This window comes from Bacillus sp. FSL R7-0672, assembly GCF_038601465.1.
GTDB classification, from domain to species: domain Bacteria; phylum Bacillota; class Bacilli; order Bacillales; family Bacillaceae; genus Bacillus; species Bacillus pumilus.
Genome location: NZ_CP152010.1, coordinates 88,109 through 109,136, shown reverse-complemented (window position 1 = coordinate 109,136; position 21,028 = coordinate 88,109). Strand labels below are relative to the sequence as shown.

The following is a 21,028-nucleotide window of genomic DNA, read 5'->3' as shown; positions in this document are numbered from 1 at the left end:
CACTTTTTTCTTACTATATTAGTTCGTAGCAGCCGTCGTTTTTACGACAATTTCTCCATCTTCCACATCTAATACGATATGTTGACCTTTTTCAATATTACCCTTCAGAAGCTCCTCAGAAAGTCGATCCTCCACATGCTTTTGAATCGCTCTTCTTAACGGACGCGCACCGTACTCAAGGTCTACACCTTCGTCGGCAATCTTCGCTTTTGCTGCTTCTGTCAATTCAATTGAAAGGTCTTGTTCTTTTAATCGTTTCGTCAATTGATCAGACATGAGAGAAACGATCTCTTTTAAATGTTTCTTTTCAAGTGAATGGAAGACAATGATTTCATCAATACGGTTGATGAATTCTGGTCTAAACGCACGTTTCAACTCGCCCATCACTTTGCCTTTCATATCTTTGTAATTTTGACCTTCATCCTGCACGTTAAAGCCAACATATTTATTTCGCTTCAGTTCACTAGCTCCAACGTTGGATGTCATGATCAAAATCGTATTTCTAAAGTCAACGGTACGCCCTTTAGAATCAGTCAGACGACCATCCTCTAACACTTGCAGTAAGATGTTGAATACATCTGGATGCGCCTTTTCAATCTCGTCTAAAAGCACAACAGAATAAGGTTTTCTTCTCACTTTTTCAGTCAGTTGTCCGCCTTCTTCATAGCCAACATACCCTGGAGGTGACCCCACAAGTCTAGATGTAGAGTGTTTCTCCATGTATTCAGACATATCGATACGGATCATCGCTTCTTCATCACCGAAAATAGACTCTGCGAGTGCTCTTGCAAGCTCCGTTTTACCAACCCCTGTTGGGCCTAAGAAGATAAATGAGCCGATTGGACGTTTTGGATCTTTTAGACCAGCACGCGCACGTCTCACAGCTTTTGCTACAGCGACAACCGCTTCATCCTGCCCGATTACACGAGAATGGAGTAATTGTTCCATATTCAGAAGCTTATCTGTTTCTGTTTGGGCAATTTTTGAAACAGGCACTCCCGTCCAGCTAGAGACAACCATTGCGATATCATCAACTGATACCTCTGAATTCTCCTGTCCTTGCTTTTCTTTCCAAGATTTCTTGGTGACTTCTACTTTTTCACGCAAACGCTGCTCTGTATCGCGAAGAGAAGCTGCTTTTTCAAATTCTTGACTTTGAACAGCCGCATCCTTTTCCTTGCGTACTTCATCTAGCTTTTGCTCTAGTTCTTTTAGGTTAGGCGGTGTTGTGAAAGAACGTAAACGGACTTTCGAACCTGCCTCATCAATTAAATCAATCGCCTTATCTGGAAGGAAACGATCAGAAATATAACGGTCAGACAGCTTCACCGCCGCCTCAATCGCTTCATCTGTGATGGACACACGGTGATGTGCCTCATAACGATCTCTAAGACCTCTTAAGATTTGAATACTTTCATCAACAGATGGCTGATCTACTTGAATTGGCTGGAAACGTCGTTCAAGCGCAGCATCCTTTTCAATATATTTACGGTACTCATCTAACGTTGTCGCCCCGATACATTGAAGCTCTCCACGTGCTAAGGATGGTTTGAGAATGTTAGATGCGTCAATCGCACCCTCTGCTCCACCAGCACCAATCAGTGTATGAAGCTCATCAATGAAGAGAATGATATTTCCTGCCTGACGAATTTCGTCCATGACTTTTTTCAAACGATCCTCAAATTCACCACGATATTTCGTACCCGCTACAACGGTTCCCATATCAAGTGTCATCACTCGTTTATCGCGCAGGATTTCAGGCACTTCATTATGAATAATTTGCTGTGCAAGACCTTCAGCGATGGCTGTTTTACCAACACCAGGCTCACCAATTAGCACAGGGTTATTTTTTGTTCTTCTGCTTAGTACCTCAATGACACGCTGAATTTCTTTGCTTCGTCCAATGACTGGGTCCAAGCTGTCTTCTTTCGCAATAGCTGTTAAATCTCTTGCCAAGCTATCTAATGTTGGTGTATTTGCATTGCTATTAGAACCAGCGGCAGATGCACCTGTTTCATTGCTGCCAAGCAGCTGCAGGACTTGCTGACGTGCTTTATTTAAGCTCACTCCGAGGTTATTTAAAACGCGGGCAGCTACACCCTCTCCCTCGCGAATAAGACCTAATAGAATATGTTCTGTCCCTACATAGGAATGACCTAGCTTTCTTGCTTCATCCATTGAAAGCTCCGTGACCTTCTTCGCTCTAGGCGTATAATGAGGAATAGCTTGAGACACCTCTTGCCCTCTTCCAATCAAGCTTTCGACTTCTTTTTGGATTTTATCTGAAACAAGGCCCAGTGCTTCTAACGCTTTTGCGGCGATGCCCTCACCCTCACGTACTAGACCAAGTAAAATGTGTTCAGTACCAATGTTCTTATGGCCTAGGCGAATGGCTTCTTCTTGTGCAAGTGCTAATACCTTTTGAGCTCTTTCAGTGAATCTTCCAAACATCATATCGTTTCATCCTCCTGTCCATTCCTATGCATTTCTAAACGCAGCCTTTCTCTAATAATCGCTGCTCGTTTTATATCTCGTTCATTTGGCTCCAAAGCTCCTCCAGAATATTGTTGAAGAAAGCCAGGCTGTGTCAAAATCATGAGTTCATTCAGTATATTACTTGAAAGCCCCTTAATGATACCTAAATCAATTCCAAGGCGCACATCTGACAAACACTTAGCTGTTTCCTTTGATTCAATCATGCGACAATTGGACAAAATCCCTAACGAACGGTACACTCTGTCCTCAAGTTCAATTTTAGATGTTTGATATAACGCTTTTCTTGCAGATCGCTCTTGTTCAATGAGCTGAGCGGTCACACTATTTAAATCATCTACAATATCCTCTTCTGATTGACCAAGTGTCATTTGATTTGAAATTTGAAAGATGTTCCCTATTGCTTCGCTGCCTTCACCATAAATTCCTCTGACGACAAGACCTAATTGATTAATCGCCGGAATTATTCGGTTCATTTGTCTTGTGAGGGCTAAAGCTGGTAAATGCATCATGACCGAAGCCCTAATACCTGTACCTACATTGGTTGGACAGCTTGTTAAGTATCCTCGTTTTTCAGAAAACGCATAATCCACTTGCTCTTCAATCCAGTCATCTACCTGGTTAGCCGCTTTCAGTGCATTGGCTAGTTGGAATCCTGGGAATAAGCATTGGATCCGAATATGGTCTTCTTCATTCAGCATCACACTGATTTCTTCATTTTCAGAAAGCAAACAACCACCAAATCTTGATTCTGCTAAGTTTGGGCTGATCAAATGCTTTTCAACAAGTACTCTCTTTGCTAAAGGCTGCGTTTCATTCATTCGAATCAGAACAAAGTTTCCGATGTCCTTCACTTCCTGGCTAGCAAACTTTTGCTCGAATTGCTTGAGAACAGCTTCAGCCTCTTCCTGAGAAAACTGAGTTGGGAAACGAACATGCTCTAGGTTTCGTGCTAGCCTGATTCGACTGCTTAGAACAATGTCACTTTCTGGTCCTTTTTGTTTCATCCATTGACTTAAAGCGTCTTGAATAAAATGCTGGAGCGACATGTTGTTAATCTCCCTCCCTCTGCTGAGATTGTTCATGCTCTAATGCACGAATTTGATCTCGAACTTCCGCTGCTTTTTCAAACTCTTCTTGTTCAATTAACTGCTTCAGTTCTTGCTGCATCAACTCAAGTTTCCGGCGCACATGAAGACTGCCGGCAATCCGTTTAGGCACTTTTCCATGATGGACTGTATTTCCACTATGGACTTTCCTTAAAACAGGGTTCAGATACTGATCAAATGAACGGTAGCATTCTGCACAGCCAAAACGGCCTGTTTTTCTGAATTGTTGAAAGGTTAAGCCACACTTAGGACATTGATCCACTTCTCTTGCTTCTTGAAAAATAGATGATCCCTTATTCGCACTTGTGGTAAAGCTAGGATCAATATTCAATAAACCCGATAATAAGTTGTGAATCGAGAAACCTTGGTTTCCACTCATAGCATATGAATCACTATTTTCTTTTGCACATTGTTCACATATGTGCATTTCCTGTTTTTCTCCATTTATAACTTTCGTAAAGTGAAAAGTGGCTGGTCTCTCATTGCATTCTTGACAAATCAATCTTTTCACCCGCTTTACTTTAATTTCAAAGCATTTAACATCGCTATCATCATCCGAGCCCGCAATTCATCCCGTTCAGGTAAATCAATGTGCAAAACAGAACGGTCCATGACACTGATCATCATCTTTGCTTCTCTTTCAGATAAAATGTTATTTTCGACAAGACGCATGATGATATGATCAGAGGCAGCCTGTGATAAACGATGATATATTTGGGAAATAATGTTGTTCAATAAGTCGACTTCATCATTCATTTTGACTTTAATGATGCGGATATAGCCACCGCCGCCACGCTTACTTTCAACGATATAGCCTCTCTCGCTCGTAAAGCGTGTATTGATAACATAGTTAATTTGTGAAGGTACGCATTGAAACTTATCTGCAATTTCATTGCGCTTAATTTCTAATATTTCTCGACCATTCTGATCCAAGACTTCTTTCAAATACTGCTCGATGATATCAGAAATATTTTGTGCCACTCCGCCTCCTCCTCCATTGACTTTGACTATATTTGACTTTAATCTTACTATAAATTTTTTCGGTCGATTTTTCAAGATAATCGCTCAACTAAGAATATTATTTCCACATTTATATGGTGTCAAACCTCTCAAAAACACAAAAAAAGATCAGTTCCTTATGGAACTGATCCTTAGAAAAGCTTGGCGGCGTCCTACTCTCACAGGGGGAGACCCCCAACTACCATCGGCGCTGAAGAGCTTAACTTCCGTGTTCGGTATGGGAACGGGTGTGACCTCTTCGCTATCGCCACCAAACCTGATGGAGAGAATGTTCTCTCAAAACTAGATAACAATGTTCAAGCTTCACATTAGAATATAGGTTAAGTCCTCGATCTATTAGTATCTGTCAGCTCCACGTGTCACCACGCTTCCACCTCAGACCTATCAACCTGATCATCTTTCAGGGATCTTACTTCCTTGCGGAATGGGAAATCTCATCTTGAGGGGGGCTTCATGCTTAGATGCTTTCAGCACTTATCCCGTCCGCACATAGCTACCCAGCGATGCCCTTGGCAGAACAACTGGTACACCAGCGGTGCGTCCATCCCGGTCCTCTCGTACTAAGGACAGCTCCTCTCAAATTTCCTGCGCCCGCGACGGATAGGGACCGAACTGTCTCACGACGTTCTGAACCCAGCTCGCGTACCGCTTTAATGGGCGAACAGCCCAACCCTTGGGACCGACTACAGCCCCAGGATGCGATGAGCCGACATCGAGGTGCCAAACCTCCCCGTCGATGTGGACTCTTGGGGGAGATAAGCCTGTTATCCCCGGGGTAGCTTTTATCCGTTGAGCGATGGCCCTTCCATGCGGAACCACCGGATCACTAAGCCCGACTTTCGTCCCTGCTCGACTTGTAGGTCTCGCAGTCAAGCTCCCTTGTGCCTTTACACTCTGCGAATGATTTCCAACCATTCTGAGGGAACCTTTGGGCGCCTCCGTTACATTTTAGGAGGCGACCGCCCCAGTCAAACTGCCCACCTGACACTGTCTCCCTGCCCGATAAGGGCAGCGGGTTAGAAGGTCAATACAGCCAGGGTAGTATCCCACCGATGCCTCCACCGAAGCTAGCGCTCCGGTTTCCAAGGCTCCTACCTATCCTGTACAAGCTGTACCAACATTCAATATCAGGCTGCAGTAAAGCTCCACGGGGTCTTTCCGTCCTGTCGCGGGTAACCTGCATCTTCACAGGTACTATAATTTCACCGAGTCTCTCGTTGAGACAGTGCCCAGATCGTTGCGCCTTTCGTGCGGGTCGGAACTTACCCGACAAGGAATTTCGCTACCTTAGGACCGTTATAGTTACGGCCGCCGTTTACTGGGGCTTCAATTCGCACCTTCGCTTACGCTAAGCGCTCCTCTTAACCTTCCAGCACCGGGCAGGCGTCAGCCCCTATACTTCGCCTTACGGCTTCGCAGAGACCTGTGTTTTTGCTAAACAGTCGCCTGGGCCTATTCACTGCGGCTTCTCGGGGCTTTAACACCCTAAGAAGCACCCCTTCTCCCGAAGTTACGGGGTCATTTTGCCGAGTTCCTTAACGAGAGTTCTCTCGATCACCTTAGGATTCTCTCCTCGCCTACCTGTGTCGGTTTGCGGTACGGGCACCTCTCACCTCGCTAGAGGCTTTTCTTGGCAGTGTGGAATCAGGAACTTCGCTACTAAATTTCGCTCGCCATCACAGCTCAGCCTTCACGGGAAACGGATTTGCCTATTTCCCAGCCTAACTGCTTGGACGCGGATATCCAATACCGCGCTTACCCTATCCTCCTGCGTCCCCCCATTGCTCAAATGGTGAGGAGGTGGTACAGGAATATCAACCTGTTGTCCATCGCCTACGCCTTTCGGCCTCGGCTTAGGTCCCGACTAACCCTGAGCGGACGAGCCTTCCTCAGGAAACCTTAGGCATTCGGTGGACGGGATTCTCACCCGTCTTTCGCTACTCATACCGGCATTCTCACTTCTAAGCGCTCCACCAGTCCTTCCGGTCTGACTTCACAGCACTTAGAACGCTCTCCTACCACTGTTCGTAAGAACAGTCCGCAGCTTCGGTGATACGTTTAGCCCCGGTACATTTTCGGCGCAGAGTCACTCGACCAGTGAGCTATTACGCACTCTTTAAATGGTGGCTGCTTCTAAGCCAACATCCTGGTTGTCTAAGCAACTCCACATCCTTTTCCACTTAACGTATACTTTGGGACCTTAGCTGGCGGTCTGGGCTGTTTCCCTTTCGACTACGGATCTTATCACTCGCAGTCTGACTCCCAAGGATAAGTCATCGGCATTCGGAGTTTGACTGAATTCGGTAACCCGGTAGGGGCCCCTAGTCCAATCAGTGCTCTACCTCCGAGACTCTTACCTTGAGGCTAGCCCTAAAGCTATTTCGGAGAGAACCAGCTATCTCCAGGTTCGATTGGCATTTCACCCCTACCCACACCTCATCCCCGCACTTTTCAACGTGCGTGGGTTCGGGCCTCCATTCAGTGTTACCTGAACTTCACCCTGGACATGGGTAGATCACCTGGTTTCGGGTCTACGACCACGTACTCATGCGCCCTATTCAGACTCGCTTTCGCTGCGGCTCCGCATCTTCTGCTTAACCTTGCACGGGATCGTAACTCGCCGGTTCATTCTACAAAAGGCACGCCATCACCCTTTAACGGGCTCTGACTACTTGTAGGCACACGGTTTCAGGATCTATTTCACTCCCCTTCCGGGGTGCTTTTCACCTTTCCCTCACGGTACTGGTTCACTATCGGTCACTAGGGAGTATTTAGCCTTGGGAGATGGTCCTCCCGGATTCCGACGGAATTTCACGTGTTCCGCCGTACTCAGGATCCACTCTGGAGAGAACAACATTTCAGTTACAGGGCTGTTACCTTCTTTGGCGGGCCTTTCCAGACCTCTTCGCTTATATCGTTCCTTTGTAACTCCGTATAGAGTGTCCTACAACCCCAAGAGGCAAGCCTCTTGGTTTGGGCTGTTCCCGTTTCGCTCGCCGCTACTCAGGGAATCGCATTTGCTTTCTCTTCCTCCGGGTACTTAGATGTTTCAGTTCCCCGGGTATGCCTTCTCATACTCTATGTATTCAAGTATGGATACTACTCCATTACGAGCAGTGGGTTTCCCCATTCGGAAATCTCCGGATCAAAGCTTGCTTACAGCTCCCCGAAGCATATCGGTGTTCGTCCCGTCCTTCATCGGCTCCTAGTGCCAAGGCATCCACCGTGCGCCCTTTCTAACTTAACCATTTCTTACTTTAGAAAGAATCACTATGTGTGATGAACTTTGCATTGCATTCAATGTGAATGTATTACTTATTGTTATCTAGTTTTCAAAGAACAATCCTGTCTCGTTAGAGACATGTTTTGAAGGAATGATCCTTCAAAACTAAACAAGACGAAAACGCACACTGCTCCATATATCCTTAGAAAGGAGGTGATCCAGCCGCACCTTCCGATACGGCTACCTTGTTACGACTTCACCCCAATCATCTGCCCCACCTTCGGCGGCTGGCTCCATAAAGGTTACCTCACCGACTTCGGGTGTTGCAAACTCTCGTGGTGTGACGGGCGGTGTGTACAAGGCCCGGGAACGTATTCACCGCGGCATGCTGATCCGCGATTACTAGCGATTCCAGCTTCACGCAGTCGAGTTGCAGACTGCGATCCGAACTGAGAACAGATTTATGGGATTGGCTAAACCTTGCGGTCTCGCAGCCCTTTGTTCTGTCCATTGTAGCACGTGTGTAGCCCAGGTCATAAGGGGCATGATGATTTGACGTCATCCCCACCTTCCTCCGGTTTGTCACCGGCAGTCACCTTAGAGTGCCCAACTAAATGCTGGCAACTAAGATCAAGGGTTGCGCTCGTTGCGGGACTTAACCCAACATCTCACGACACGAGCTGACGACAACCATGCACCACCTGTCACTCTGTCCCCGAAGGGAAAGCCCTATCTCTAGGGTTGTCAGAGGATGTCAAGACCTGGTAAGGTTCTTCGCGTTGCTTCGAATTAAACCACATGCTCCACCGCTTGTGCGGGCCCCCGTCAATTCCTTTGAGTTTCAGTCTTGCGACCGTACTCCCCAGGCGGAGTGCTTAATGCGTTAGCTGCAGCACTAAGGGGCGGAAACCCCCTAACACTTAGCACTCATCGTTTACGGCGTGGACTACCAGGGTATCTAATCCTGTTCGCTCCCCACGCTTTCGCTCCTCAGCGTCAGTTACAGACCAGAGAGTCGCCTTCGCCACTGGTGTTCCTCCACATCTCTACGCATTTCACCGCTACACGTGGAATTCCACTCTCCTCTTCTGCACTCAAGTTTCCCAGTTTCCAATGACCCTCCCCGGTTGAGCCGGGGGCTTTCACATCAGACTTAAGAAACCGCCTGCGAGCCCTTTACGCCCAATAATTCCGGACAACGCTTGCCACCTACGTATTACCGCGGCTGCTGGCACGTAGTTAGCCGTGGCTTTCTGGTTAGGTACCGTCAAGGTGCGAGCAGTTACTCTCGCACTTGTTCTTCCCTAACAACAGAGCTTTACGATCCGAAAACCTTCATCACTCACGCGGCGTTGCTCCGTCAGACTTTCGTCCATTGCGGAAGATTCCCTACTGCTGCCTCCCGTAGGAGTCTGGGCCGTGTCTCAGTCCCAGTGTGGCCGATCACCCTCTCAGGTCGGCTACGCATCGTCGCCTTGGTGAGCCATTACCCCACCAACTAGCTAATGCGCCGCGGGTCCATCTGTAAGTGACAGCCGAAACCGTCTTTCATCCTTGAACCATGCGGTTCAAGGAACTATCCGGTATTAGCTCCGGTTTCCCGGAGTTATCCCAGTCTTACAGGCAGGTTACCCACGTGTTACTCACCCGTCCGCCGCTAACATCCGGGAGCAAGCTCCCTTCTGTTCGCTCGACTTGCATGTATTAGGCACGCCGCCAGCGTTCGTCCTGAGCCAGGATCAAACTCTCCGAAAAAGTACAAAACCGAAGTTTTGTTTTTCGTCAGCGTTTGACTGACTACCTATGATATAACATAGGATTTTTTTATAAAACTCGAATTAACAGGTACGTTTTGTCTTGTTTAGTTTTCAAAGATCATATTGGTGGAGCCTAGCGGGATCGAACCGCTGACCTCCTGCGTGCAAGGCAGGCGCTCTCCCAGCTGAGCTAAGGCCCCATAAAAGATGGTCGGGAAGACAGGATTCGAACCTGCGACCCCTTGGTCCCAAACCAAGTGCTCTACCAAGCTGAGCTACTTCCCGATCTTAATGGCGCGCCCGAGAGGAGTCGAACCCCTAACCTTTTGATCCGTAGTCAAACGCTCTATCCAATTGAGCTACGGGCGCTTATTGTATAATGCCGAGGGCCGGACTTGAACCGGCACGGTAGTCACCTACCGCAGGATTTTAAGTCCTGTGTGTCTGCCAATTCCACCACCCCGGCGTGGATGGTATAAGCGGAAGACGGGATTCGAACCCGCGACCCCCACCTTGGCAAGGTGGTGTTCTACCACTGAACTACTTCCGCATTACAGGATTTCTTTATTTTATTTGGCTATGCGGGTGAAGGGACTTGAACCCCCACGTCATAAAGACACTAGATCCTAAGTCTAGCGCGTCTGCCAATTCCGCCACACCCGCATGAAAATGGTGAGCCATGAAGGACTCGAACCTTCGACCCTCTGATTAAAAGTCAGATGCTCTACCAACTGAGCTAATGGCTCGCTTTAAAAGCGACTTGTCTATCTTACCATATGAAAGTGGTGCCGGCAAGAGGACTTGAACCCCCAACCTACTGATTACAAGTCAGTTGCTCTACCAGTTGAGCTACACCGGCTTTATCTATCCCAACATTATGTAAGAATAAATATGGTGGAGGATGACGGGCTCGAACCGCCGACCCTCTGCTTGTAAGGCAGATGCTCTCCCAGCTGAGCTAATCCTCCATATTGTGTTGTCATTTCGAATGTCTCTCGATCCGACAAGTAGTATTATATAATGATAAGATATTGTTTGTAAAGACTTTTTTAAAATAATTTTCGAATTTATTTTAACGTTGTTTTTTTCATCTTTTCATTAAGGCACCTAAAGAAGTTTACCACTTGTCTCATCATTTTAAAAGTCTTTTTTTCATTTTTTTATGTTTTTTTGTTAAAAACCGCTCTAATAAAGCTTTATTGGTGTGAAATGACCCTTTTCATGCTTTTTATATGCTTGTTTTATTCAATATATCTTCTCATACAAATCATCTAGAGAAGGGGAATCTTTTATTATTTTATTTTTCTGAGAAATCATTTTCGTGTGAAAATATCCGTAAATGATGCTGTTCTTTACTATCTTCAATATTAAAGTGTTACTGGGGCAACAAGTTGTTTGTTGATTCTTTCTTGTTCTTACTTAGAGCGGGTGAAAAAATTAACTGAAGGTGCTATATGTTCTTTGGCAATACTCAGTTATCTAGTGTGTCTCTAAAAAGCCCTCTGTATCTGGATGCCAAAGAAAATTCTTATTGGCTGCTTTCTATGTTTTGATTTTCATCCTAAACGAATTGAACGACCGATCCACACAACAGCTCCGTCGTTCAATGAGAATACATGAAAGTGAGACGAACGGAAGGATTAATTGATCGATGAGGCTTACTACATCATCACTTCTCACTTTACAAAGTGATTTAATAGAAGTAATTTTTTCAAAAACACAAAAAAGACCAGTTCCTTATGGAACTGATCCTTAGAAAAGCTTGGCGGCGTCCTACTCTCACAGGGGGAGACCCCCAACTACCATCGGCGCTGAAGAGCTTAACTTCCGTGTTCGGTATGGGAACGGGTGTGACCTCTTCGCTATCGCCACCAAACCTGATGGAGAGAATGTTCTCTCAAAACTAGATAACAATGTTCAAGCTTCACATTAGAATATAGGTTAAGTCCTCGATCTATTAGTATCTGTCAGCTCCACGTGTCACCACGCTTCCACCTCAGACCTATCAACCTGATCATCTTTCAGGGATCTTACTTCCTTGCGGAATGGGAAATCTCATCTTGAGGGGGGCTTCATGCTTAGATGCTTTCAGCACTTATCCCGTCCGCACATAGCTACCCAGCGATGCCCTTGGCAGAACAACTGGTACACCAGCGGTGCGTCCATCCCGGTCCTCTCGTACTAAGGACAGCTCCTCTCAAATTTCCTGCGCCCGCGACGGATAGGGACCGAACTGTCTCACGACGTTCTGAACCCAGCTCGCGTACCGCTTTAATGGGCGAACAGCCCAACCCTTGGGACCGACTACAGCCCCAGGATGCGATGAGCCGACATCGAGGTGCCAAACCTCCCCGTCGATGTGGACTCTTGGGGGAGATAAGCCTGTTATCCCCGGGGTAGCTTTTATCCGTTGAGCGATGGCCCTTCCATGCGGAACCACCGGATCACTAAGCCCGACTTTCGTCCCTGCTCGACTTGTAGGTCTCGCAGTCAAGCTCCCTTGTGCCTTTACACTCTGCGAATGATTTCCAACCATTCTGAGGGAACCTTTGGGCGCCTCCGTTACATTTTAGGAGGCGACCGCCCCAGTCAAACTGCCCACCTGACACTGTCTCCCTGCCCGATAAGGGCAGCGGGTTAGAAGGTCAATACAGCCAGGGTAGTATCCCACCGATGCCTCCACCGAAGCTAGCGCTCCGGTTTCCAAGGCTCCTACCTATCCTGTACAAGCTGTACCAACATTCAATATCAGGCTGCAGTAAAGCTCCACGGGGTCTTTCCGTCCTGTCGCGGGTAACCTGCATCTTCACAGGTACTATAATTTCACCGAGTCTCTCGTTGAGACAGTGCCCAGATCGTTGCGCCTTTCGTGCGGGTCGGAACTTACCCGACAAGGAATTTCGCTACCTTAGGACCGTTATAGTTACGGCCGCCGTTTACTGGGGCTTCAATTCGCACCTTCGCTTACGCTAAGCGCTCCTCTTAACCTTCCAGCACCGGGCAGGCGTCAGCCCCTATACTTCGCCTTACGGCTTCGCAGAGACCTGTGTTTTTGCTAAACAGTCGCCTGGGCCTATTCACTGCGGCTTCTCGGGGCTTTAACACCCTAAGAAGCACCCCTTCTCCCGAAGTTACGGGGTCATTTTGCCGAGTTCCTTAACGAGAGTTCTCTCGATCACCTTAGGATTCTCTCCTCGCCTACCTGTGTCGGTTTGCGGTACGGGCACCTCTCACCTCGCTAGAGGCTTTTCTTGGCAGTGTGGAATCAGGAACTTCGCTACTAAATTTCGCTCGCCATCACAGCTCAGCCTTCACGGGAAACGGATTTGCCTATTTCCCAGCCTAACTGCTTGGACGCGGATATCCAATACCGCGCTTACCCTATCCTCCTGCGTCCCCCCATTGCTCAAATGGTGAGGAGGTGGTACAGGAATATCAACCTGTTGTCCATCGCCTACGCCTTTCGGCCTCGGCTTAGGTCCCGACTAACCCTGAGCGGACGAGCCTTCCTCAGGAAACCTTAGGCATTCGGTGGACGGGATTCTCACCCGTCTTTCGCTACTCATACCGGCATTCTCACTTCTAAGCGCTCCACCAGTCCTTCCGGTCTGACTTCACAGCACTTAGAACGCTCTCCTACCACTGTTCGTAAGAACAGTCCGCAGCTTCGGTGATACGTTTAGCCCCGGTACATTTTCGGCGCAGAGTCACTCGACCAGTGAGCTATTACGCACTCTTTAAATGGTGGCTGCTTCTAAGCCAACATCCTGGTTGTCTAAGCAACTCCACATCCTTTTCCACTTAACGTATACTTTGGGACCTTAGCTGGCGGTCTGGGCTGTTTCCCTTTCGACTACGGATCTTATCACTCGCAGTCTGACTCCCAAGGATAAGTCATCGGCATTCGGAGTTTGACTGAATTCGGTAACCCGGTAGGGGCCCCTAGTCCAATCAGTGCTCTACCTCCGAGACTCTTACCTTGAGGCTAGCCCTAAAGCTATTTCGGAGAGAACCAGCTATCTCCAGGTTCGATTGGCATTTCACCCCTACCCACACCTCATCCCCGCACTTTTCAACGTGCGTGGGTTCGGGCCTCCATTCAGTGTTACCTGAACTTCACCCTGGACATGGGTAGATCACCTGGTTTCGGGTCTACGACCACGTACTCATGCGCCCTATTCAGACTCGCTTTCGCTGCGGCTCCGCATCTTCTGCTTAACCTTGCACGGGATCGTAACTCGCCGGTTCATTCTACAAAAGGCACGCCATCACCCTTTAACGGGCTCTGACTACTTGTAGGCACACGGTTTCAGGATCTATTTCACTCCCCTTCCGGGGTGCTTTTCACCTTTCCCTCACGGTACTGGTTCACTATCGGTCACTAGGGAGTATTTAGCCTTGGGAGATGGTCCTCCCGGATTCCGACGGAATTTCACGTGTTCCGCCGTACTCAGGATCCACTCTGGAGAGAACAACATTTCAGTTACAGGGCTGTTACCTTCTTTGGCGGGCCTTTCCAGACCTCTTCGCTTATATCGTTCCTTTGTAACTCCGTATAGAGTGTCCTACAACCCCAAGAGGCAAGCCTCTTGGTTTGGGCTGTTCCCGTTTCGCTCGCCGCTACTCAGGGAATCGCATTTGCTTTCTCTTCCTCCGGGTACTTAGATGTTTCAGTTCCCCGGGTATGCCTTCTCATACTCTATGTATTCAAGTATGGATACTACTCCATTACGAGCAGTGGGTTTCCCCATTCGGAAATCTCCGGATCAAAGCTTGCTTACAGCTCCCCGAAGCATATCGGTGTTCGTCCCGTCCTTCATCGGCTCCTAGTGCCAAGGCATCCACCGTGCGCCCTTTCTAACTTAACCATTTCTTACTTTAGAAAGAATCACTATGTGTGATGAACTTTGCATTGCATTCAATGTGAATGTATTACTTATTGTTATCTAGTTTTCAAAGAACAATCCTGTCTCGTTAGAGACATGTTTTGAAGGAATGATCCTTCAAAACTAAACAAGACGAAAACGCACACTGCTCCATATATCCTTAGAAAGGAGGTGATCCAGCCGCACCTTCCGATACGGCTACCTTGTTACGACTTCACCCCAATCATCTGCCCCACCTTCGGCGGCTGGCTCCATAAAGGTTACCTCACCGACTTCGGGTGTTGCAAACTCTCGTGGTGTGACGGGCGGTGTGTACAAGGCCCGGGAACGTATTCACCGCGGCATGCTGATCCGCGATTACTAGCGATTCCAGCTTCACGCAGTCGAGTTGCAGACTGCGATCCGAACTGAGAACAGATTTATGGGATTGGCTAAACCTTGCGGTCTCGCAGCCCTTTGTTCTGTCCATTGTAGCACGTGTGTAGCCCAGGTCATAAGGGGCATGATGATTTGACGTCATCCCCACCTTCCTCCGGTTTGTCACCGGCAGTCACCTTAGAGTGCCCAACTAAATGCTGGCAACTAAGATCAAGGGTTGCGCTCGTTGCGGGACTTAACCCAACATCTCACGACACGAGCTGACGACAACCATGCACCACCTGTCACTCTGTCCCCGAAGGGAAAGCCCTATCTCTAGGGTTGTCAGAGGATGTCAAGACCTGGTAAGGTTCTTCGCGTTGCTTCGAATTAAACCACATGCTCCACCGCTTGTGCGGGCCCCCGTCAATTCCTTTGAGTTTCAGTCTTGCGACCGTACTCCCCAGGCGGAGTGCTTAATGCGTTAGCTGCAGCACTAAGGGGCGGAAACCCCCTAACACTTAGCACTCATCGTTTACGGCGTGGACTACCAGGGTATCTAATCCTGTTCGCTCCCCACGCTTTCGCTCCTCAGCGTCAGTTACAGACCAGAGAGTCGCCTTCGCCACTGGTGTTCCTCCACATCTCTACGCATTTCACCGCTACACGTGGAATTCCACTCTCCTCTTCTGCACTCAAGTTTCCCAGTTTCCAATGACCCTCCCCGGTTGAGCCGGGGGCTTTCACATCAGACTTAAGAAACCGCCTGCGAGCCCTTTACGCCCAATAATTCCGGACAACGCTTGCCACCTACGTATTACCGCGGCTGCTGGCACGTAGTTAGCCGTGGCTTTCTGGTTAGGTACCGTCAAGGTGCGAGCAGTTACTCTCGCACTTGTTCTTCCCTAACAACAGAGCTTTACGATCCGAAAACCTTCATCACTCACGCGGCGTTGCTCCGTCAGACTTTCGTCCATTGCGGAAGATTCCCTACTGCTGCCTCCCGTAGGAGTCTGGGCCGTGTCTCAGTCCCAGTGTGGCCGATCACCCTCTCAGGTCGGCTACGCATCGTCGCCTTGGTGAGCCATTACCCCACCAACTAGCTAATGCGCCGCGGGTCCATCTGTAAGTGACAGCCGAAACCGTCTTTCATCCTTGAACCATGCGGTTCAAGGAACTATCCGGTATTAGCTCCGGTTTCCCGGAGTTATCCCAGTCTTACAGGCAGGTTACCCACGTGTTACTCACCCGTCCGCCGCTAACATCCGGGAGCAAGCTCCCTTCTGTTCGCTCGACTTGCATGTATTAGGCACGCCGCCAGCGTTCGTCCTGAGCCAGGATCAAACTCTCCGAAAAAGTACAAAACCGAAGTTTTGTTTTTCGTCAGCGTTTGACTGACTACCCATGATGTTTCATAGGATTTTTTTATAAAACTCGAATTAACAGGTACGTTTTGTCTTGTTTAGTTTTCAAAGATCATTTTCGTTATCGCTCGTAAGCGACTTTAATATCTTAACATTTCGTATTGGTTAAAGTCAAGAATTTTTTTCAATTTCTTTTTTTAACCTCGTTGCTGTTTTGCGGCAACGAATAATAATATACCATCTTGATTCTTTCCTTGCAATAGTTTTTTTAAAAAAAGTTTCATTTTATGAAAAATAAAAAGCGCCATAGTTAAAATGGCGCTTTAATTGATGTATTAGCGGTTTCTCATTTGTGGGAAAAGCAGTACATCTCTGATTGATGGAGAATTTGTTAATAGCATGATTAACCGGTCGATACCGATTCCTAGTCCGCCTGTTGGAGGCATACCGTATTCTAATGCTTCAACAAAATCGTCATCCATTAGATGCGCTTCGTCATTTCCTTCTTCACGTTCTTTTAATTGAGCTTCAAATCGTTCTCTTTGATCGATTGGATCGTTTAGCTCTGTGAATGCATTAGCATGTTCACGACGTACGATAAATAGCTCAAAGCGATCAGTGAAGCGAGGGTCTTCAGGATTTTTCTTAGCTAATGGAGAAATCTCCACTGGGTGTCCGTAAATAAATGTAGGCTGTACCAATGTTTCCTCAACTTTTTGCTCGAAGAACTCATTGATGATATGACCTACTGTCATGTTTTTCGTAATTTCAATTCCGTGATCAGCTGCATGCTGTTTCGCTTCTTCTACAGACATCTCCTGCCAGAAGTCTACACCAGTTGCTTCTTTGACCGCTTCAACCATATGGAGTCTCTTCCATTCAGGCTTGAGATCAATTTCATCTTCTCCATATTGAATCGTGGTTGTTCCTAGTACCTCTTCGGCAATATGAGCAATCAGGTTTTCAGTTAGGTTCATGATGTCTTTGTAATCTGCGTAAGCTTCGTACAGCTCGATCATAGTGAATTCTGGGTTATGACGAGTTGATACACCTTCGTTACGGAATACACGTCCAATCTCGTATACTTTCTCTAGGCCACCGACAATGAGGCGTTTTAAGTGCAGTTCAATCGCAATACGCATATAGAGCGGCATATCCAGTGCATTATGATGAGTAATGAAAGGACGTGCTGATGCACCACCAGGGATGCTGTGCATTGTTGGTGTTTCAACTTCTAGGTATCCTTTAGAATCTAAGTATCTTCTCATAGATTGAATGATCTTGCTTCGCATGATGAACGTCTGCTTACTTTCTGGATTTACAATCAGGTCAAGGTAACGCTGACGATAACGTTGTTCAACATCTTTAAGTCCATGATATTTATCAGGAAGCGGGCGAAGTGCTTTTGTGAGAACCTCAAAGCTAGTCGCTTTAATAGAAAGTTCTCCTACATTCGTTTTAAATACCGTTCCTGTTACACCGATAATATCGCCTAGGTCTGAGCTTTTGAATAATTCGTAAGCTTCTTCTCCTACACTATCTTTACGAACGTAGATTTGAATTTGTCCTTCTAAGTCTTGTATATGCGCAAAGCCAGCTTTCCCTTTTCCACGCTTTGTCATCATACGTCCAGCGATTGTCACTTGGGCAGACTTTTCTTCTAAGTCATCTTTAGAAAACTCATCGTATTCAGCAATAATTTGTGCAGATTGATGAGACCGGTCATATCGTTCACCGAATGGATCGATACCCTCTTCTCTCATTTTATTCATTTTGTCACGTCTGACCTGGAATTGGTCATTTAATTCTTCGTTATTAAGCCCTTCATTACTCATTTATATCACTCCAATAATGTATTTTGCAGAGAAAAGCAGAAAAACTGCCAGTACATGCACTAGCAGTGAGCTACAAAAAGAAAGATAGTCTTATCCTACTTTTATACTTTGAAGCTCTTTTGCCTCGGCTTCGATCGTAAAGTCATCAAGAACTTGTACAAGCTCCGCTCTCGTTTCACTTTGATTGATTTGATTTCTCACGTCCGCATTGCCTCGGACACCTTTTAAGTACCATGCTGCGTGCTTTCTCATTTCTCTGACAGCCACATGCTCGCCTTTTAGATCAATGAGTCTGTCTAAGTGAAGCTTGCACACTGACATCTTCTCACGTACATTTGGCTCTTCTTTCAGTTCACCCGTTTCTAAATAATGAACCGTTCGATAGATCATCCACGGGTTTCCTAGTGCGGCTCTTCCAATCATGACAGCATCTACACCCGTTTCATCAAGCATACGTTTTGCATCTTGAGGGGTTTTGACATCTCCATTGCCGATGACAGGAATGGAAACAGATTGTTTGACCTCTTTTATAATATCCCAATTCGCTGTTCCTTCGTACATCTGCACACGTGTCCGTCCGTGAAGCGCAACCGCTTGGCCACCTGCTCGTTCAACAGCACGGGCATTGTCGATAGCGAAGATATGATCTTCGTCCCAGCCCATTCTCATTTTCACCGTAACAGGCTTATCTACAGCATCTACAACAGCAGAGACCATTTCATAAATCTTGTTTGGATCAAGCAACCATTTCGCTCCTGCATCACATTTCGTAATCTTCGGTACAGGACAGCCCATGTTGATATCAATAATGTCCGCTGTGGTATTCTGGTCTACAAACTTTGCCGCTTCAACGAGAGTGTCTTTTTCTCCTCCAAATATTTGAAGGCTCAAAGGCTTTTCCCGTTCATCAATGTATAGCATACCCATTGTTCTTGCATTGTTGATCAGGATCGCCTTGTCACTGACCATTTCAGCGCAGACTAAACCTGCTCCAAACTCTTTCACTGTCAGTCTGAAGGCAGAGTTGCAAACACCAGCCATAGGCGCGAGCACCACTTTGTTTTTAATGTCGATATCTCCGATTTTAAACATCATTTCCCCTCCTTCCTTCTTCAAGAATTGGCGATAGTTCTTCCACCGTTATATTTAAAGCATTTGCTATTTGACCAACCAATTGGTTTGTTGGTAATCGATTGCCTCGCTCAATTTCTCCTAAGACAGAGACAGAGATGCCCAGTCTTTTCGCGAACCCTTCCTGAGTATACCCTTTTAGCTTTCGGTATGCACGAATTCTTCTACCCCACATGTCTTTTTCCATATGCTTACACCTTCTTGGTCTGTTACGGCATTTATTTGCACTTCGCCGATTTCTGGGCAAATCTCACTCATCGGAACGAGAACGAATAAACGTTCGTACATTCTAGGATGTGGCACTACAAGCTGTTCTGTTTCAATATTTTCACGATTATAAAGTAAAATGTCAAGGTCAGCCGTTCGCGGTCCCCATCTCACTTCTCTTGTTCTGCCTAACTCTTGCTCGATTTTCTGAGTAAGTGTCAGTAGTTCATTTGGACGAAGCGAGGTGGAAATTTTCACAGCCATATTTAAAAAGTCATCTTGGTTTTCGTAACCTACAGGTGTTGTTTCATATATAGATGAGATTGATTCTACTTGAACCTCTGGATGTTCGTGCAGTTTTTTGACGGCTTCTTTTAAATAGGTTTCCTTTTTCCCTATGTTCGAACCTAAAGCGATGTATGCGGTATTGTTCATGCGCGCGATCTCGTCATTTCAATGGCAACGGACTGATAGTGTCCTGGAATTGGCGGATCTGGTTTGATCACCTTCACTGTACATTCCTGAACTGTCGGGAAGTCCTTTAACACTTGGATTGCAATTCTTTCTGTCAGTGTTTCAACAAGGTTGACGGATTCACCCTCTACAATGCTTTTGCAGATTTGGTAGAGCTCCGCATAATTGATGGTCTCATTGAGGTCATCCGTTTGTCCGGCTTTACTTAAATCAAGTGAAGCTGTTAAATCCACACGGAACCGCTGTCCTAATTTATTTTCTTCTGCAAATACGCCATGGTAGCCGTAAAATTCCATTCCATTTACATATACTTTATCGATGATAAGCGCCTCCCTTATTCAACATGGCATCCATCATTTTTGCCATTCTTGCGATTTCTTTTACATCATGTACGCGAACCATCGCACTGCCTTTTTGAATCCCAAGGCAGACCGTAGCCCCCGTTCCTTCAGTACGTTCTTCCGGTGGCAGGTCTAAGACAGCTCCGATGAATCGTTTTCGAGATGTAGCTAATAGCAGTGGATACCCAAGGTGACAAAAATGTTCGAGCTCATTCATGACCATCAGGTTGTCCTCTTTATTTTTCGCAAACCCTACACCTGGGTCCAATATGATCATGTCATCACGGACACCTGCTTGTTTCGCAATTTGAACACTTTCTTTCAAATCTGCGATCATATCTGAAATTAGATGTGTGTAGTTTCGCTCTGGCCGATTGTGCATTAAAATAATCGGCACATTGTGCTTCGCTGCCACATGCGCCATTTGAGGATCTGCCTTCGCTCCCCATACATCATTAATGATGGAAGCTCCGGCTTTCACTGCTTCATCTGCCACATGGGCTTTATACGTATCAATGGAAATCGGTACATCCAATTCTTTTGTGATCTTTTCAATGACGGGAATGACTCTTGAAAGCTCCTCTTGTTCTGAGACAAATGCCGCTCCTGGGCGAGTCGATTCTCCGCCAATATCAATGATATGCGCCCCGTCTTCTATCAGCTGTGCTGCATGAGCCAGCGCTTTATCCACTTGATTAAACTTTCCTCCATCTGAAAAAGAGTCAGGTGTGACATTTAAAATGCCCATAACCAATGTCTTTTCTTCATAACTAAGGGTGTGGTGCTTGGCTTGTATGATTTTAGGCTGTTTTATCACTTGTTGTGTCATTG

General features: G+C 46.7%; 10 protein-coding genes, 9 tRNA genes and 6 rRNA genes. All 25 read right to left on the bottom strand.

What is annotated here, in order from left to right:
- Positions 1 to 18: 18 nt before the first annotated feature.
- Entirely contained in the window at positions 19 to 2,454 is a 2,436-nt protein-coding gene (gene clpC / locus MKY18_RS00585; RefSeq protein ID WP_034665649.1) for an ATP-dependent protease ATP-binding subunit ClpC, read from the bottom strand.
- The gene (locus tag MKY18_RS00580) at positions 2,451 to 3,542 is read right to left on the bottom strand and encodes a protein arginine kinase (RefSeq protein WP_065097645.1); all 1,092 of its coding nucleotides are present in this window, start codon (positions 3,540 to 3,542) and stop codon (positions 2,451 to 2,453) included. Before MKY18_RS00580 ends, clpC begins: the two co-directional genes overlap by 4 nt.
- A gap of 4 nt (positions 3,543 to 3,546) precedes the next feature.
- The gene (locus tag MKY18_RS00575; RefSeq protein ID WP_034620770.1) at positions 3,547 to 4,104 is read right to left on the bottom strand and encodes a UvrB/UvrC motif-containing protein; all 558 of its coding nucleotides are present in this window, start codon (positions 4,102 to 4,104) and stop codon (positions 3,547 to 3,549) included.
- 14 nt (positions 4,105 to 4,118) lie between these two features.
- Complete coding sequence (locus tag MKY18_RS00570; RefSeq protein WP_060697832.1) at positions 4,119 to 4,583, bottom strand: CtsR family transcriptional regulator; 465 nt, start codon at positions 4,581 to 4,583, stop codon at positions 4,119 to 4,121.
- A gap of 178 nt (positions 4,584 to 4,761) precedes the next feature.
- Positions 4,762 to 4,877: ribosomal RNA gene (gene rrf / locus MKY18_RS00565) — 5S ribosomal RNA — on the bottom strand.
- A gap of 61 nt (positions 4,878 to 4,938) precedes the next feature.
- Positions 4,939 to 7,869, bottom strand: a 23S ribosomal RNA gene (locus tag MKY18_RS00560).
- A 182-nt stretch (positions 7,870 to 8,051) separates the two neighbouring features.
- A 16S ribosomal RNA gene (locus MKY18_RS00555) occupies positions 8,052 to 9,600 on the bottom strand.
- 126 nt (positions 9,601 to 9,726) lie between these two features.
- Positions 9,727 to 9,802 (bottom strand) — tRNA-Ala (locus tag MKY18_RS00550).
- 8 nt (positions 9,803 to 9,810) lie between these two features.
- Positions 9,811 to 9,887, bottom strand: a tRNA-Pro gene (locus MKY18_RS00545).
- Between the two features lie 7 nt (positions 9,888 to 9,894).
- Positions 9,895 to 9,971, bottom strand: a tRNA-Arg gene (locus MKY18_RS00540).
- Positions 9,972 to 9,982: 11 nt separating this feature from the next.
- Positions 9,983 to 10,068 (bottom strand) — tRNA-Leu (locus MKY18_RS00535).
- Positions 10,069 to 10,080: 12 nt separating this feature from the next.
- Positions 10,081 to 10,152, bottom strand: a tRNA-Gly gene (locus tag MKY18_RS00530).
- Between the two features lie 30 nt (positions 10,153 to 10,182).
- Positions 10,183 to 10,265: transfer RNA gene (locus MKY18_RS00525), tRNA-Leu, on the bottom strand.
- Between the two features lie 7 nt (positions 10,266 to 10,272).
- Positions 10,273 to 10,348 (bottom strand) — tRNA-Lys (locus tag MKY18_RS00520).
- 37 nt (positions 10,349 to 10,385) lie between these two features.
- Positions 10,386 to 10,461, bottom strand: a tRNA-Thr gene (locus MKY18_RS00515).
- Positions 10,462 to 10,494: 33 nt separating this feature from the next.
- Positions 10,495 to 10,570, bottom strand: a tRNA-Val gene (locus MKY18_RS00510).
- Positions 10,571 to 11,362: 792 nt separating this feature from the next.
- A 5S ribosomal RNA gene (rrf, locus tag MKY18_RS00505) occupies positions 11,363 to 11,478 on the bottom strand.
- Positions 11,479 to 11,539: 61 nt separating this feature from the next.
- Positions 11,540 to 14,470: ribosomal RNA gene (locus MKY18_RS00500) — 23S ribosomal RNA — on the bottom strand.
- A gap of 182 nt (positions 14,471 to 14,652) precedes the next feature.
- Positions 14,653 to 16,201: ribosomal RNA gene (locus tag MKY18_RS00495) — 16S ribosomal RNA — on the bottom strand.
- Together the 16S, 23S and 5S rRNA genes with 9 tRNA genes alongside form the textbook arrangement of a ribosomal RNA operon.
- 343 nt (positions 16,202 to 16,544) lie before the next feature.
- The gene (gene lysS, locus MKY18_RS00490; protein ID WP_065097646.1) at positions 16,545 to 18,044 is read right to left on the bottom strand and encodes a lysine--tRNA ligase; all 1,500 of its coding nucleotides are present in this window, start codon (positions 18,042 to 18,044) and stop codon (positions 16,545 to 16,547) included.
- A 90-nt stretch (positions 18,045 to 18,134) separates the two neighbouring features.
- Positions 18,135 to 19,136, bottom strand: a complete 1,002-nt coding sequence (dusB, locus tag MKY18_RS00485; protein WP_034665771.1) for a tRNA dihydrouridine synthase DusB — start codon at positions 19,134 to 19,136, stop codon at positions 18,135 to 18,137.
- Complete coding sequence (locus tag MKY18_RS00480; RefSeq protein ID WP_044140418.1) at positions 19,129 to 19,362, bottom strand: helix-turn-helix transcriptional regulator; 234 nt, start codon at positions 19,360 to 19,362, stop codon at positions 19,129 to 19,131. The genes dusB and MKY18_RS00480 overlap by 8 nt, the downstream gene beginning before the upstream one ends.
- Complete coding sequence (gene folK / locus MKY18_RS00475; RefSeq protein ID WP_065097647.1) at positions 19,314 to 19,817, bottom strand: 2-amino-4-hydroxy-6-hydroxymethyldihydropteridine diphosphokinase; 504 nt, start codon at positions 19,815 to 19,817, stop codon at positions 19,314 to 19,316. The genes MKY18_RS00480 and folK overlap by 49 nt, the downstream gene beginning before the upstream one ends.
- The gene (gene folB, locus MKY18_RS00470; RefSeq protein ID WP_080772974.1) at positions 19,814 to 20,176 is read right to left on the bottom strand and encodes a dihydroneopterin aldolase; all 363 of its coding nucleotides are present in this window, start codon (positions 20,174 to 20,176) and stop codon (positions 19,814 to 19,816) included. The genes folK and folB overlap by 4 nt, the downstream gene beginning before the upstream one ends.
- Positions 20,169 to 21,026: a dihydropteroate synthase gene (folP, locus tag MKY18_RS00465; RefSeq protein WP_044140415.1), complete on the bottom strand. Its 858-nt coding sequence runs from the start codon at positions 21,024 to 21,026 to the stop codon at positions 20,169 to 20,171. Before folP ends, folB begins: the two co-directional genes overlap by 8 nt.
- Positions 21,027 to 21,028 lie beyond the last annotated feature (2 nt).

Bases quoted from the DNA above. Each gene is read 5' to 3' on its own strand.
- clpC (WP_034665649.1), bottom strand. From the start codon at position 2,454: ATGATGTTTGGAAGATTCACTGAAAGAGCTCAAAAGGTATTAGCACTT.
- MKY18_RS00580 (WP_065097645.1), bottom strand. From the start codon at position 3,542: ATGTCGCTCCAGCATTTTATTCAAGACGCTTTAAGTCAATGGATGAAA.
- lysS (WP_065097646.1), bottom strand. From the start codon at position 18,044: ATGAGTAATGAAGGGCTTAATAACGAAGAATTAAATGACCAATTCCAG.
- dusB (WP_034665771.1), bottom strand. From the start codon at position 19,136: ATGTTTAAAATCGGAGATATCGACATTAAAAACAAAGTGGTGCTCGCG.
- MKY18_RS00480 (WP_044140418.1), bottom strand. From the start codon at position 19,362: ATGGAAAAAGACATGTGGGGTAGAAGAATTCGTGCATACCGAAAGCTA.
- folK (WP_065097647.1), bottom strand. From the start codon at position 19,817: ATGAACAATACCGCATACATCGCTTTAGGTTCGAACATAGGGAAAAAG.
- folP (WP_044140415.1), bottom strand. From the start codon at position 21,026: ATGACACAACAAGTGATAAAACAGCCTAAAATCATACAAGCCAAGCAC.